Source organism: Flavobacterium sp. HSC-61S13, assembly GCF_024171535.1.
Lineage (GTDB): Bacteria > Bacteroidota > Bacteroidia > Flavobacteriales > Flavobacteriaceae > Flavobacterium.
On the sequence record NZ_JALJZV010000001.1, the window covers coordinates 447892 to 461665 of the forward strand.

A 13774-nucleotide genomic window follows, 5' to 3' on the forward strand; every position below is an offset into this window, starting at 1 on the left:
TTTAAAGATTTATCCAATCAAAAGATCTTGTGAACCGGGATTTTTATCAAAAACAAAACGAACAAAAGAGCAGCGTGGTTTTATTTTGAGCCGTTTGTTTCTGGCGTATTCAAAAACTTCTAAAACCATCTTTTGTCCCAACCCCTTTCCGTTATATTCTGTATATACTTCCGTATGATCAATGGCAATTTGATGTTCGTTAATTCGTGTAAAATGAACTTCACCTATTTGAATGTCATTTTCAAATCCATGAAAAACACCTTGATTTCCCTGATCTATCAGTTCAATAATCATATTCTTTTTTCAGGTAAAGGCACATAACCATCATCTCCAGGAACTTTTGGAAATCGGTGTGCGATCCAGTCAGCCTTAGCTTTTTCGATGGTGCTTAAATCGGAAGAAACAAAATTCCATTCGATATGTCTCGGTTCTGGGAAGACCTCGCCACCAAAAATATAGACCGTTGTATTTTCTGCCATTTCAAATTGGCAGAGTTGGCTGTCTTTGGCTATTAAGATTTGTTTGGACTCAAAGCGGTTTTCCTCACTAATAATCTCTCCTTCTAAAATATACATACCGCTTTCTCCGAACAGACTTGAACCGATATTGATGGTTGTACGTTTTTTGCTTTTCAATTCCAACAGATATAGTGGACTGTGTACGGGAACAGGAGACTTTTTATCAAATAAGTGACCTGCGATCAGTTTATATTCCACATCATCTACGGTCCAATGCGGTAATTCATCGGCATTGATATGTGTAAAAGATGGATCTATATGTTCTAGTTCCTTTGGTAAAGCCACCCATATTTGTAACCCGTGCAAATTTTTGTCGGTGTGACGTAGGTATTCCGGTGTTCTTTCGGAATGGGTAATCCCTTTTCCTGCCGTCATCCAGTTTACGGCACCAGGCGTGATTTCTACTTCAGTTCCCAAGCTGTCTTTATGCATTATACTGCCTTCAAACAAATAAGTAAGGGTTGATAAACCGATATGCGGATGTGGTGGAACGTCTAGATTTTCATAATCCTTTAGTGCAGCTGGCCCCATGTGATCAATAAATACAAAAGGTCCCACAGAACGTTTTTGACGAAAAGGCAATAAACGACCAACTAGAAAATTCCCGATATCCGCAGGACGTTCTTCAATGATAAATGAAATATTTGACATAGTAAACTATCAATTTAATTTTAGCGATAAAAAAGGTTTGTTTTACTAAGTTAGTAAAAAAACGAACAACTGCAGTATTTTCCTCGTGATCTTCATTAATTTAAAAAAGATCTTAACGCGCAATCGGGTGACCAACGATGGATTCCAATTCCTCAAACATCGCATCTATAGGCAATACCTTTAATTGCGGATGGCTTTTTAACCAATCGGAATGCAATTGAATAAGATCCTCGGTTATCTCTGAAAAGCTGATATCGTCAATAGTTGATTTAACAGGGTTTTTCTCAGAGAAACTTTGTTCAAAAAACTTTTTCTTTTTAATGCTACTTAAGCCTTTCATTCTGCGTTGTTGTTTTTCAAAATAGGCTAAATGTTCGGCAGCATTCATCATATCTAGTCCTACTGCGATCAACTCGTTGATTTCCTCTGACCATTTTGTATTCCACACAAACTGTGAAAATCCACCAGCTGTAGTCTGTGAGAAGTAGTAATCTACTAAATAACTGATTAAAGCATCGTCAAACAAGTCTGAATCTTCAATTCCCTCTTCGCGCAATACGTTGAGCACGGAAATGTTGGATAGGATAACTTGATAAGGATCTGGGTTGGTAAAGGCATTCTCGGATACGATGATTTCGTTTAATTCCATAAGAGTTAGTTTTCTGGTGTTAACATCCTTTTCAGGACAAAGTAAAAGCCAATTGCGGATATGGTAGCCACAACAGCCGTGCCTATCCACAATACTTCAAAGTTATAAATTTTAGCGATTTTAGTACCGAGTATCGGAGAGATTACAAAAGCAGAGGCAAATGCCAAACCATTAAATCCCATATAAGCCCCTTTATTGTTAATGCCAGATCGCAATGCGGTCACTGTAGAGGTGAACGGAAGCGCAAGCATCTCGGAAATGCATAAAATAGTCATCGATGCATAAATGATGATTAGACCGTGTGAAAACGCTAATATTCCATATCCAATTCCCGTCAGAAAAACTCCGTATACAATAATTTGAGTAACGCTTAGTTTCTTTTCGGCAATATGGACCAATAACATTTCGAATATAAAAATAATCAAACCGCTATAGCCCAGAATGATTCCAATATCGAATTGGCTTAGTTTTCCTACTTCTTGGTAAAAGATCGGTAGCGTACTAAACAATTGAAAGAATGCAATAGCATATAATGCACAGAAAAGATTAAAGAGTATAAAGAGACCGTCTTTATAAGGAGATCTCTCGGGTTTAAGCATTTCAGGGTTGATGATTTCTCTTTGATTGTCACGATTGATCTCTTTGGTAGACTTTTTATTGATAAAAAAGTAAACAAACAAACAGCCAGCTAGAAAAGCGGCTACGGCATTGACGTAAAACAATAAGGCATAGGAAATGGATGCGAGAAGTCCGCCCATAGCTGGTCCGATAGAAAAGCCTAAGTTGATTGCCATTCTGTTTAGAGAAAAAGCTCTAGTAATATTTTCGGGTTTAGCGTATAAGGTAATGGCTACGGAGTTAGCAGGCCTAAAGACCTCACTGATCGTGCTTTGTATCAACATAATACAACCCAGTCCAATTGCCGTATCAAATAAGGGCATTATGGCAAACATCGGAGCGCTAAGAAACAAACTTAAACTTTGCACTTTGAAGTTCCCTATTTTATCGGTTAACCAGCCACCAAAAAAAGAACCTATCAGTGATCCAATACCAAAACAAGCGAGTACATAACCCGAATTTTCAAGAGTAAATCCCAGTTTTCCAGTCATGTAAACCCCTAAAAAGGGTAAAACCATAGAACCAGAGCGGTTCAGAAGCATTACAAAGGCTAACATCCATGATGATGGTGAAAGGCCCTTATAGGAATCGATATAAATTTGTAGAATTTTTTTCATACATGGGTACTGCAGTTAAAGTAGAAAACCCCTGCAATTTAAGAACTCTTTTTTGGTTTTTTAACAATTACACTCGATTTAATAAATACGAATATTTCCGGTTCAGATCTTAGTTATTCGTTTAACTTCTTAAAATTAGTTTAGTGATTATGCAGTAATTTACGGCTTTCTATAAAGCATAGCCTTCAAGTTTTAAGCAAACATATACCGAACATCACAGTTTGGTGTTTGCTAAAATTTAAGCTTAAGAAATATTCTATTTTCTTTACATGATGTTTAAGTTACCGAGAATAGGGCTATTTTTGCAGCGGAAACCTTGTAAAAAGTGATCATGTCGTGAGAAAAAAACTGTATTATTTTATCGTACTTATAGCTATATGGTTTTTGTGTCATGTAGGATATATGATTTGGGATGGATTTCAGCAACCTACAGCAAAAGCGGATATCGCTGTGATATTGGGGACGACCGTTCACGAAGATGGTACGTTATCTCCTCGTTTGGAACAGCGTATGCTTTGTGGTTTGGCGTTATACCAAAGAGGATTAGTCGATAAGATATTGGTCAGTGGTGGATTGGGCAAAGAAGGACATCAAGAAGCTGAAAAGATGAAAGAATTTTTACTGCAACATCAGGTTCCTGAAAGTAGCATCTTCGTTGACAATTACGGCAATAATACTTGGGCGACCGTCAATAATACTATGGACTTACAATCAAGAATCGGTTTTAAGCGTGTTGTTGTCGTATCACAGTATTTTCATATTACGCGCACCAAGATGATGTTTAATAAACTGGGGTTTTATCACGTTCAAAGTGCTAGCCCTGCTTACTTTGAGGGTAGAGATTTTTATGGTTGTTTTCGTGAATTTGTAGCGTTTTACTGGACTTTTTTTACTAGATAAAAGCCTTTTTTTATAAAAAAAACGAATAATATTGTTTAAAATCTTTAAATTTGAAAATAAGGTCTTAACTTTTAATAAAAGTTGAAAAAATATATAAACATGACAGCATCAAATAAAGTAGTATATATCACCGGAGGCACTAAGGGAATTGGTTTTGGAGTAGCAAAAGCATTGGTTGATTCGGGATATCGCGTTGCGATATCGGGAAGAAATCTAGATGATGCTCAAACTGCTGCACTTAGCATAGGGGGAGAGGATCAAATTATTGGTTTGAGATCTGATGTACGAGTGGCTTTGGATGATATGGAAGCCGTTCAAACGATTGTTCAACATTTTGGGCAATTGGATGTGGTTATTGCCAATGCCGGATTGGGGAAATTCGCTCCAGTAGACGAGTTAAGTATCGAAGATTGGAATGCGATGATTGACACCAATTTAACCGGTGTTTTTTATACGTTAAAAGCCGGTTTACCAGAGCTGATAAAAAATAAAGGCTATTTTATGTCGATAGCGAGTTTGGCGGGAATTAATTTCTTTGCAGGCGGTTCTGGTTATAATGCGTCTAAATTTGGGGTAGTTGGATTCACGCAGGCTGCGATGTTGGATTTACGTGATAAAGATGTTAAGGTTACGGTGATTTTGCCGGGATCCGTGACATCTCATTTTAACGGACACGTTCCCAATGAGGAAGATTCCTGGAAAATACAACCCGAGGACGTTGGGCAATTGGTGGTTGATTTATTGAAAATGAACCGAAATGTATTGCCGAGTAAGATAGAAATCAGACCTACTAAAACCAAGTAGTTCCTTTTAGCACATAATTTGTTGCAAATAATAATTTAGAATTTAGGATGAAAGCATATATAGCAGTAAATTATAAATACAGAAAAAATTTAAGTAAAGAACTCATCGCTATTGGAATGGCTTTGAATGGAGTTAATGTAGAAACAATGATTTTTGTCGATCAGTATTCCTTCGATGAAAACAGTGAAAAAGAAATGATGCGACAAGCGATGGCCGAGATTGACCGTTGCAGTTTTTTATTGGCCGAATGCACCTATAAGGGTATCGGAATCGGTATAGAAGCGGGTTATGCAAAAGCTAAGAAGAAACCCATTATATACATGCGCCATATACAGGCAGAGCACTCTACTACACTAGCTGGTATCAGTGATTTTCAATTGTTGTACACCAATCCTAAAGATCTATTTGATCAACTCAATGAGTTTTTAAACAAGGCTATTGTTAAAAAATAATTTAAATTAAAGTTTTAGTATATAGGTTTTTATATCTAATCACTTAAACTAATTCTTTATTCCATGCTAGTACTTTAATTCCATGTGAGTAATTGATGTGATCTGGATAGGTTACTAATTTCAGGTTTCTAACTTGATAGTTTACTTGAAATCGATTGGGGTCGATTTCGACCTGTTCGAGTTCCCAAACCTTGTGGTGAATGTCATAACAATATAAATTTTCACCTTGATCGACATAAAGACAATAACGCTCCGTCAGCCAAATTTCTAATGGATTTTTGGTTTTTGTGCGTGGGCTTGTGCTAAAATTTGCCGAGAAATCATATCCTTTAGTCTTATTAAGTACGGTGTATTTTTGATTGACTCCATCAAATTCCCTATTTATTGTTGCATTTTCGTAGGGCAGGCCCGACAATTTTTTTGCCAATAGTGTAGACAACCACTTTTGCGAACCGATGTTAATAAAGTATACGCCGCTTTTTCCATTTTTAGTGACATAGGTGCGTAAATTGATCTCATGAAAATTTGAAATAGGCGTGAAATAGGGTAGAAAAGCTGGTCTGATTTTCTCCATTGTAAAAGGTACTAAAGAAACCCAGGCTTTTTGATTATACAAATCCAGTTCCAGGTTTTCTGGTAGGAGTTCCTTTACTATTTCGGGATCTATTTCCCAATGCATAAATAGGACTTCGTTCCACTCCTGATAGTATAGCCAAGGAGTAGTGGGTAAATCCCATGGTCTGTGTTCGGTTTGAGCTAAAATTTCAGTAACAGTACTCATACGGTTTATTTAGTGTTTCTACTTACTGCAATCAAAGCTACCGACTATAAATGAATTGCACAAAATAAACCAGTGTATACTTCACTATATTAAAATATAATATCAACACTTTTGGTTTATCACACCAGTATGGAATCGAGAAAAAGAAATAAAACCGTTTTAGAACATGAAGTCATTAGTGCTGAAAATCAGTATAAAAAGAAGCGATAGGTAAAAACTATAGTGTATTGTTATTTCATTGGTTTTTAAATCTATACGACTGTATTTATGAAGTATTACTTTATCATTTTAATATATAAATTTAAAAAAAATATCTTTATTCCCTCATAAAGTGATGGTCTGTTTTCAGTCGCTGACATGTTGAAAAATTTGTAATAAAAGCGTAAAAATTTGTAATTTTAAAGCTAGTTAATCGCGCTAAATTTGTTTAGAATAATTGGCCAAGCAAAAAAATATATATGAAAGATTTATCAGGAAAAACAGCCATAGTTACCGGGGCTTCAAAGGGAATAGGTGCTGAAGTGGCTATAAAATTAGCGGATGAAGGAGCTAAAGTAGTAGTTAATTTTTCAGGAAGTAAGGATGCTGCCGATGGGGTAGTGCAAAAAATCAAAGCAAGTGGCGGGGAAGCTGTCGCTATTCAGGCAGATGTGAGCAAGACTGCTGATGTAAAACGATTATTTGCTATGGCATTAGATTATTTTGGGCGTATCGATATTTTAGTTAATAATGCCGGAATTATGATTACTAAAACCATTGAACAAACTACAGATGAGGATTTTGAAAGGCAGTTTAATATCAATGTAAAAGGTGTTTTTAATACGATGCGCGAGGCAGCGACACATTTATCCGACAACGGTAGTATCGTAAACTTTTCAACTTCCGTCAATAGAATCATGTTGCCTGGTTATGGCACTTATGTTGCGACTAAGGCCGCTGTTGAACAATTAACGCGAGTTTTTTCTAAGGAAATAGGACATCGAGGCATCAATGTTAATACGGTATCACCTGGTCCGACGAATACCGAACTCTTCACGGCGGGTAAGTCCAATGAAGTCATCGGTCGTTTAGCATCTTTATCTGCCTTTAATAGAATTGGAGAAACTAAAGATATTGCAGGTGTAGTTGCGTTTTTAGTCAGTGATGATGCCAAATGGATCTCTGCTCAAAACATAGGTGTTAATGGAGGTATGGCTTAAGTCCTGCTTTGTAAAACAATAAAGAAGCTCAAAATCACCAAGGTTCTGAGCTTCTTTATTGTGTTTAATAGGCCTATTTTTTTGGATATAAGACTCTAAAGGCATTAAAAACTGCTGGATGAGTTACGGTTGCGTGATCTTCTTCGGGAAGGAAATCAAAAAAGACCTCGATGTTTTTAGATGGGGATGATTTTATCTTAGTTGCTAGTAATTGAGCATCTTCTTCCATGATATGATTTTTGGATCCGTCTATGGACCCTTCTTTTCCTACACCGATATATACAGCTGTTGGATGGTTGTAATCTGCTTGTAGTACTTCAGGAGAAGTAGTAAGTAGGTAACCGTCATTCCACCATAAACTAGGACTAATGATGATGTATTTATCAAATAATCTTGGTTTAGTAAAGAGTATTTCCGTTGCTAATAAGCCACCTAAAGATTGACCAATGATTGTTTTGGAAGTGTTGGTACTATAGTTTTTCTCCACGTAGGGTTGTAATTCCGTTTCCACAAAATCAATAAACTTTTCAGAACCGCCAAAGTCAGGTATCATTTTCTTTTGAGATTCGATCTGGGTGGTTGCTGTAAAATCTCTTTTTCGTTTGGTATTGGCGATCCCAACTACTATGGATTGTGGTATACGGTCGATCCACGGAAAAGTATTGTATTGTACCAAGCCTACAATATGAATAAAATCTTCATCTGCTCCGCCATCTAATAGGTAGATAACTGGATATGTTTTTTGAATATCGTAGTTCTCGGGAAGGTAAATATTTAAAGTTCTATCTTCCTGTAAACTTTCTGAATAAAGCGTTACTACTTTTCCCAATTTAAAATCCTTATCAGGGTTTTTGGCCGTAATAGAATTTGTTTTTTCTGAGTGTAGTTGTTTTTTGATCTGACAGCTGATCAATGTTAATAGAATAAGCGGTACTAATACTAGTTTAAACTTTGTCATGGGGGGGATTTTGTAAAAACATCAAATTAAAGAAAATTATTTTTAATCTGAAATGCTTTTAAATTTAAAAACTCCTCTTTTTTAGGGAGGAGTTGAAAAAGATATGTCTTCTTTAATTATATTTAATCGATAAAACTAAAACTGTTTTCAAATGTTTTTCCAATTACTGGTAAAGGTTTCTTTTGCGCATTAGCTGCGTTAATAATACCGATGATGAATAATACTAAAAAGAATATTCCCAAGAAAGAAAGGAAAGAAAGCATCGGAACTATGAAAGTTATAATAGAAATGGCAAGCTGAAAAACAAAACCACAAATGATTAAGCCTAAAGATTGTTTTAAATGGTATTTAAGCAAGTCATCTGCCTTATCTTTTCCTCCAAAATAAGCTACTAGCCACCCAATAAGTGTGATATACGAAATAATTGAAAAGGTTTTATTATCCATGTTTTTAACATTTAAAATTAATAAATGTAAAAATAATAAATTTTTTAACAAATTCAAGATTTCTACAAAAGTTTAATCATTTGGTTATATGGTTTCTTTCTGCCACAACGGTCGAAATTTGAAGCTTGTTGGTGTTTTTTCTGTTATCCATTAAAGAAAAAGGGTCAACAGCTGTCGACCCTTTCGGTTGTATTGTGTAAAAAACAGTTAAAGTATCTTTAATTCCTTCATACAGGCTTTTATCGATTGGTAGGTTCTTTCAATATCGTTGTCCAATCCAATAGATATGCGGATCAAACCGTCTGTAAGACCCATTTCTTTTTGTTCTTCTAAAGGAATTTCAGACGAAGTAGATGTTCCCGGTGCACTAAATAGGGTTTTGTAAAAACCTAGGCTCACTGCGAGATATCCTAAGTTGTTGTTTTGCATTAACTCCATTAATGCGTTCGCTTTATCAAGGGTTCCCACATCAATAGTCAACATGCCTCCAAAACCGTAGTCTGTATTAATCATGGTACTATAACGCTTATGACTAGGATGACTAGCTAATCCTGGGTAGACCGTTTTGATACCGTCTAACTCGAGTTTCTTTGCTAAATACAGCGCATTGTGGCTGTGTTGCTTTATTCTAATATGTAGTGTTCTAAGGTTTTTTAAAATACTTGAAGCTCGTAAACTGTCCATGGTAGGTCCTAATAACATACAAGCCCCGTCATTCACACTTTTTAAAGCATTGATGAAATCAGTTGATGCACAAATCACACCACCCACAGTATCACTGCTTCCGTTGATATACTTGGTTAAACTGTGAATGACGATATCTGCACCTAATTGAATTGGAGCAACAGATAAGGGAGAAAAAGTATTGTCGACTATTAGGGTGATTTGATGTTTTTTAGCCAATTTTGCTAAAGCTTCAATGTCTGCAACTTCTAACAAGGGATTGCTAACCGTTTCACAATAAATCACTTTGGTTTCCGGTAGTATCGCAGCTTCTACGCTTTCGATCTTGGTGATGTCAACGAAAGTAGTCTTAATGGCAAAACCAGGAAGAAAATTCTTCATAAAAGCATAGGTTCCACCATAGATAGTTCTACTAGAAACGATGTGATCGTTGCTCTTACAAAGTTGCAATAAGGTTGAAGTAATGGCTCCCATACCTGACGCGGTGACATTCGCTGCTTCAGAGCCTTCCATGGCTGCTAGTGCTTCAGCTAGATAGAGGTTGCTTGGCGATGAATGACGCGAGTACAAATAACAGCCGTCTGTATTACCTTCAAAGGTATCAAACATGGTTTTGGCAGACAAAAAAGTATAAGTAGAAGAGTCTGAAATAGAAGGGTTTACTCCTCCGAATTCTCCAAAGTATTGTAAATCCTGGATATTATCGGCGGCATCGAAATTTTTCATCAGTTTGTTTTTTTACATTGAATATCAAAATACGTGAATTAATGTCGTATTAGCAATATGTTATGGTAAAATAGATCAAAATGGTTTTTTTAATGTAAAATTTTCTTTTTTATGGTTTTTTATCCTGGTAGATGTTTTTAGTTTGGTAAATAAAAGAGGTTAAAAACCGTTTTAGATCATTTATTGATTCCTTGGTATCCATTAACCTAAGACACGCTCAATCAAAATTTATGCCCTCTAAAAAATGCTCGTATTGATCTACGCTATATTAAAAAATCTTTTCGCAAATTACTTCTCTAGTTAGTATAAAATCGTAAATTTGTCTTTTATAAAATATACACAACATAAACAAAATATTATGAGTTCATTTGACGTAGTTATAATTGGTTCAGGACCTGGTGGATATATTTCTGCTATCCGTTGTGCACAATTAGGATTTAACACTGCTATTATTGAAAAGTATTCAGCATTAGGAGGTACTTGTTTGAATGTGGGATGTATTCCTTCAAAAGCTTTATTATCGTCTTCACACCATGTGGAAGAAATGGCTCACTTTGCAGCTCATGGAATTGAAATCCCTGGAGATGTTAAGATTAATATTGAGAAAATGATTGCTCGCAAACAGGATGTTGTAACACAAATGGTTGGTGGAGTCAAGTATTTAATGGATAAAAATAAAATTACTGTATTTGAAGGAGTGGGTTCTTTTGAAAGTGCTACAGTAATCAACATAACCAAAGCGGATGGAACTGTAGAAAAGATCGAGGCGAAGAACACGGTTATTGCAACTGGTTCAAAACCTTCATCACTTCCATTTATAACTATTGACAAAGAACGCGTAATTACGTCTACTGAGGCATTAAACTTAAAAGAAGTACCAAAACACTTAATCGTTATTGGTGGTGGCGTTATCGGATTAGAATTGGGTCAAGTATATTTGAGATTAGGAGCTCAGGTTTCTGTTGTAGAATATGCAGACCGCGTAATTCCGGGAATGGATGGTTCTTTATCTAAAGAATTAACCAAAGTATTGAAAAAACAGGGCATGAAATTTTATACCTCTCACAAAGTTCAGGCAGTAAAACGCAGTGGAGATGTGGTTACGGTTGAAGCCGAAAATAAAAAAGGGGAAATTATTACATTAGAAGGAGATTACGCTTTGGTTTCAGTTGGTCGTCGCCCTTATACAGACGGTCTTCAAGCAGAGAAAGCAGGTGTAAAGCTAACCGATAGAGGACAAGTTGAAGTCAACGATCATTTGCAAACGACTACTCCAAATATCTATGCTATCGGTGATGTGGTTCGTGGAGCGATGCTAGCACACAAAGCGGAAGAAGAAGGAGTGATGGTTGCTGAATTAATTGCTGGACAAAAGCCGCATATCAACTACAATTTAATACCTGGTGTTGTATATACTTGGCCAGAAGTTTCAGGAGTAGGAAAGACGGAAGAGCAATTGAAAGAAGCGGGAGTAGCTTATAAATTAGGTAGCTTTCCATTCAAGGCTTTAGGTCGCGCAAGAGCAAGCGGTGATGTTGATGGTTTGGTAAAAGTACTTGCAGATGCTACTACGGATGAAGTTTTAGGAATTCACATGATCGGTGCTCGTGCTGCAGATTTAATTGCAGAAGCAGTAACTGCTATGGAATTTAGAGCGTCAGCTGAAGATATTTCAAGAATGTCACATGCTCATCCAACATTCGCTGAAGCGATTAAAGAAGCTGCTTTAGCTGCAACTGATAATAGAGCATTGAATATATAATTGGATATTATAATTTACTTCAGAAAATCCCGATACTTTTATCGGGATTTTTTTTTCTTATAATTAGAATACGGATTTTAGTTTAAATAAATACATCATTTATAGCTCGGATAATAATTGAATTGAGAAATGCTTTTGAATAAATCGAAACGAATTATGGATTTTTAGTTTTTTATCATAGAAAAATTTTGACAGTGAATAGAAATGCGCTTAATTTGTCGATTGGTATTTGATATTCAGATAGAAAATAATATTTTATGAAAAAAACAATAATATCGAGTTTAATTTGCAGTGTTTTTTTGCTAGTTGCTTGTTCTAAAAATGATGACGACAACAGTGACGATAAGGATGTAGTTTTTGCTGCTCCATATATTCCATTAGAGAGCTTTCAAGATCTAGAGCCGGGCAATGGATGGTTTAATTATCAAGGAGCAAAAATAGGTGATAGGAGTTATGGTGCGATTTCTAATAGCAATTGTTTAGCACAAAACACCATTTATTTTGTAGGTAACGATTTGATGCGTAGAGATTCCATTGTTTATAATAGTTTCCATAGTGTTGAAGCTAGTAATAAGAATTGTTCTTTAGATTTTAGAAGAACGATGAGGAAAGTAAAAATGGCATCAAAGGGATATATGTTTGTCGATATTTATGATTATACACTAAAGCCGGTTGATACGATTAAAGCTACAAATGAAATTGTTTATGATACAATCAAAAAAACTTATTTTAAAGGTAATTTAGAGATCGGTTTTCAAAAAGACATGTTGAGAATTGAAGATAAATTTACGCGATATAGCGGTAAGGAAAAGGTTTATCTTTATTTTAAAAATGCGAAATAGTGGTTTTTAACAGAAGACAACATTTGAACTATTAATGGTATACCGTTAATAGTTTTTTTGCTTTTTAAATCAAATTATAGACTGACAATTTAGTGAATACGAAAGTTGTGGCATACAAATTGGGTTGTTTAAAGAACCTTAAATTCAAAGAATAAATTATGAAGATAATATACGACAATCAAAACAATCAAATTGAAATCCAAGATGATATGAAGTCTTTATTGAGAGCTCAACGTATTGTTGTTACAGTAGTGTTAGTTGCATCTTTTACTAAATTATACTTTATCAACTGGCAATCCATTAATACCTATGATTATCTATTTGTAGTCATATTTGGTGTTTTTGTGTACTTCTTTATCAAGAACTTTTTCTTTAAAACCAGTCAATCGATTATCAATCTTTCTGACATTAAATATTTAAAAAAGGCAAAAGGCGTTCGATCAAAAGCTTATTTACGATTAAAAAACGGTAAGATTCGGGAGTTTTCAAACATCACCACTCGTGACGAAAAAATAGATATTCCTGAGAAATTTCGAAAAGCTGGTGTGGCAATTAAAATCTGATGGAATTAATAGAAAAAACATATTGTAAATTTTCCAATAGTTTAGATGATGACAGTTTAAATCCGAATAAAAAATATCACGATACGGCATATGGCTTTCCCATTGATGACGATAATGAATTATTTGCTCGTTTGGTATTAGAGATCAATCAGGCTGGCTTGAGTTGGTCGTTGATCTTACATAAAAAGGATCATTTTTATCAGGCATACGACAATTTTAGTATAGCGAAGGTAGCAGCTTATCAAAGTGAGGATTTTGACCGTTTAATGTCTGATCCAGGAATTATTAGGAATAAGTTAAAAATACAGGCGGCTATCTATAACGCACAGCAAATATTGAAAATTCAGTCTGATTATGGTTCCTTTAAGCAATGGTTAGATTTGCAACACCCAAAGAGTAAGCAAGAATGGGTTTTAGTGTTTAAAAAAAACTTTAAATTTACCGGGGGAGAAATTGTCAATGAATTTCTAATGAGTACGGGATATTTGGCCGGTGCACATCAAGTGGATTGCCCTATTTATGCCCAGGTACTACTGCGTAAACCCAAATGGTGTGAAACACCAAATATCGGAGATTAAGACGGAAAAACTTATAAATATTAGTA

Annotated in this window: 16 protein-coding genes; 8 read left to right on the forward strand and 8 right to left on the reverse strand. The window is 35.4% G+C overall.

Annotated elements, in window-relative coordinates; genetic code table 11:
* Nucleotides 1–9: 9 nt before the first annotated feature.
* From L1275_RS01890 to L1275_RS01905, 4 genes are all read right to left on the reverse strand, one after another.
* Nucleotides 10–294, reverse strand: a complete 285-nt coding sequence (locus tag L1275_RS01890; RefSeq protein WP_253469131.1) for a GNAT family N-acetyltransferase — start codon at nt 292–294, stop codon at nt 10–12.
* Nucleotides 291–1169 carry a pirin family protein gene (locus L1275_RS01895; RefSeq protein WP_253469133.1) on the reverse strand — a complete coding sequence of 293 codons (879 nt, stop codon included), beginning with the start codon at nt 1167–1169 and terminating at the stop codon, nt 291–293. The genes L1275_RS01890 and L1275_RS01895 overlap by 4 nt, the downstream gene beginning before the upstream one ends.
* A gap of 112 nt (nt 1170–1281) precedes the next feature.
* On the reverse strand, nt 1282–1818 hold the full coding sequence (locus L1275_RS01900) for a hypothetical protein (RefSeq protein WP_253469135.1): 537 nt from the start codon (nt 1816–1818) through the stop codon (nt 1282–1284).
* Nucleotides 1819–1823: 5 nt separating this feature from the next.
* Nucleotides 1824–3053, reverse strand: a complete 1230-nt coding sequence (locus L1275_RS01905) for an MFS transporter (RefSeq protein WP_253469137.1) — start codon at nt 3051–3053, stop codon at nt 1824–1826.
* Nucleotides 3054–3389: 336 nt separating this feature from the next.
* On the opposite strand from L1275_RS01905, the gene L1275_RS01910 reads away from it, so the two are divergent.
* The 3 genes from L1275_RS01910 to L1275_RS01920 all read left to right on the forward strand — a co-directional run bounded on the left by L1275_RS01910 (nt 3390) and on the right by L1275_RS01920 (nt 5209).
* The gene (locus tag L1275_RS01910) at nt 3390–3953 is read left to right on the forward strand and encodes an ElyC/SanA/YdcF family protein (protein ID WP_253469139.1); all 564 of its coding nucleotides are present in this window, start codon (nt 3390–3392) and stop codon (nt 3951–3953) included.
* A gap of 99 nt (nt 3954–4052) precedes the next feature.
* Nucleotides 4053–4757, forward strand: a complete 705-nt coding sequence (locus tag L1275_RS01915; protein ID WP_253469141.1) for an SDR family oxidoreductase — start codon at nt 4053–4055, stop codon at nt 4755–4757.
* A 47-nt stretch (nt 4758–4804) separates the two neighbouring features.
* The gene (locus L1275_RS01920) at nt 4805–5209 is read left to right on the forward strand and encodes a hypothetical protein (RefSeq protein ID WP_253469142.1); all 405 of its coding nucleotides are present in this window, start codon (nt 4805–4807) and stop codon (nt 5207–5209) included.
* 43 nt (nt 5210–5252) lie between these two features.
* Here L1275_RS01920 and L1275_RS01925 read toward each other — a convergent pair whose 3' ends face one another.
* Nucleotides 5253–5990 carry a YqjF family protein gene (locus tag L1275_RS01925; RefSeq protein WP_253469144.1) on the reverse strand — a complete coding sequence of 246 codons (738 nt, stop codon included), beginning with the start codon at nt 5988–5990 and terminating at the stop codon, nt 5253–5255.
* Nucleotides 5991–6448: 458 nt separating this feature from the next.
* Here L1275_RS01925 and L1275_RS01930 point away from each other — a divergent pair, with 458 nt between their 5' ends.
* Complete coding sequence (locus L1275_RS01930; protein ID WP_253469146.1) at nt 6449–7189, forward strand: SDR family oxidoreductase; 741 nt, start codon at nt 6449–6451, stop codon at nt 7187–7189.
* A gap of 73 nt (nt 7190–7262) precedes the next feature.
* Here the strand turns inward: L1275_RS01930 and L1275_RS01935 are convergent, their stop codons facing one another.
* The 3 genes from L1275_RS01935 to L1275_RS01945 all read right to left on the reverse strand — a co-directional run bounded on the left by L1275_RS01935 (nt 7263) and on the right by L1275_RS01945 (nt 10003).
* Nucleotides 7263–8147, reverse strand: coding sequence for an alpha/beta hydrolase (locus tag L1275_RS01935; RefSeq protein WP_253469148.1), 885 nt, complete (start codon nt 8145–8147; stop codon nt 7263–7265).
* Between the two features lie 122 nt (nt 8148–8269).
* A complete protein-coding gene (locus tag L1275_RS01940; protein ID WP_253469150.1) occupies nt 8270–8593 on the reverse strand; it encodes a DUF4870 domain-containing protein in 324 nt (107 codons plus the stop codon).
* 207 nt (nt 8594–8800) lie between these two features.
* On the reverse strand, nt 8801–10003 hold the full coding sequence (locus L1275_RS01945) for an aminotransferase class I/II-fold pyridoxal phosphate-dependent enzyme (protein ID WP_253469152.1): 1203 nt from the start codon (nt 10001–10003) through the stop codon (nt 8801–8803).
* 358 nt (nt 10004–10361) lie between these two features.
* Here L1275_RS01945 and lpdA point away from each other — a divergent pair, with 358 nt between their 5' ends.
* The 4 genes from lpdA (at nt 10362) to L1275_RS01965 (ending at nt 13748) form a co-directional block, all read left to right on the forward strand.
* Nucleotides 10362–11765: a dihydrolipoyl dehydrogenase gene (lpdA, locus tag L1275_RS01950; RefSeq protein ID WP_253469154.1), complete on the forward strand. Its 1404-nt coding sequence runs from the start codon at nt 10362–10364 to the stop codon at nt 11763–11765.
* Nucleotides 11766–12022: 257 nt separating this feature from the next.
* Entirely contained in the window at nt 12023–12607 is a 585-nt protein-coding gene (locus L1275_RS01955; RefSeq protein ID WP_253469156.1) for a hypothetical protein, read from the forward strand.
* A 158-nt stretch (nt 12608–12765) separates the two neighbouring features.
* Nucleotides 12766–13170 carry a hypothetical protein gene (locus L1275_RS01960; protein WP_253469158.1) on the forward strand — a complete coding sequence of 135 codons (405 nt, stop codon included), beginning with the start codon at nt 12766–12768 and terminating at the stop codon, nt 13168–13170.
* Entirely contained in the window at nt 13170–13748 is a 579-nt protein-coding gene (locus L1275_RS01965; protein WP_253469159.1) for a DNA-3-methyladenine glycosylase I, read from the forward strand. The genes L1275_RS01960 and L1275_RS01965 overlap by 1 nt, the downstream gene beginning before the upstream one ends.
* Nucleotides 13749–13774 lie beyond the last annotated feature (26 nt).

What these genes read in the sequence shown, in the direction of transcription:
- L1275_RS01890 (WP_253469131.1), bottom strand. Translation starts at nt 294, where the DNA reads ATGATTATTGAACTGATAGATCAGGGAAATCAAGGTGTTTTTCATGGA.
- L1275_RS01895 (WP_253469133.1), bottom strand. Translation starts at nt 1,169, where the DNA reads ATGTCAAATATTTCATTTATCATTGAAGAACGTCCTGCGGATATCGGG.
- L1275_RS01900 (WP_253469135.1), bottom strand. Translation starts at nt 1,818, where the DNA reads ATGGAATTAAACGAAATCATCGTATCCGAGAATGCCTTTACCAACCCA.
- L1275_RS01905 (WP_253469137.1), bottom strand. Translation starts at nt 3,053, where the DNA reads ATGAAAAAAATTCTACAAATTTATATCGATTCCTATAAGGGCCTTTCA.
- L1275_RS01915 (WP_253469141.1), top strand. Translation starts at nt 4,053, where the DNA reads ATGACAGCATCAAATAAAGTAGTATATATCACCGGAGGCACTAAGGGA.
- L1275_RS01920 (WP_253469142.1), top strand. Translation starts at nt 4,805, where the DNA reads ATGAAAGCATATATAGCAGTAAATTATAAATACAGAAAAAATTTAAGT.
- L1275_RS01925 (WP_253469144.1), bottom strand. Translation starts at nt 5,990, where the DNA reads ATGAGTACTGTTACTGAAATTTTAGCTCAAACCGAACACAGACCATGG.
- L1275_RS01930 (WP_253469146.1), top strand. Translation starts at nt 6,449, where the DNA reads ATGAAAGATTTATCAGGAAAAACAGCCATAGTTACCGGGGCTTCAAAG.
- L1275_RS01935 (WP_253469148.1), bottom strand. Translation starts at nt 8,147, where the DNA reads ATGACAAAGTTTAAACTAGTATTAGTACCGCTTATTCTATTAACATTG.
- L1275_RS01940 (WP_253469150.1), bottom strand. Translation starts at nt 8,593, where the DNA reads ATGGATAATAAAACCTTTTCAATTATTTCGTATATCACACTTATTGGG.
- L1275_RS01945 (WP_253469152.1), bottom strand. Translation starts at nt 10,003, where the DNA reads ATGAAAAATTTCGATGCCGCCGATAATATCCAGGATTTACAATACTTT.
- lpdA (WP_253469154.1), top strand. Translation starts at nt 10,362, where the DNA reads ATGAGTTCATTTGACGTAGTTATAATTGGTTCAGGACCTGGTGGATAT.
- L1275_RS01955 (WP_253469156.1), top strand. Translation starts at nt 12,023, where the DNA reads ATGAAAAAAACAATAATATCGAGTTTAATTTGCAGTGTTTTTTTGCTA.
- L1275_RS01960 (WP_253469158.1), top strand. Translation starts at nt 12,766, where the DNA reads ATGAAGATAATATACGACAATCAAAACAATCAAATTGAAATCCAAGAT.
- L1275_RS01965 (WP_253469159.1), top strand. Translation starts at nt 13,170, where the DNA reads ATGGAATTAATAGAAAAAACATATTGTAAATTTTCCAATAGTTTAGAT.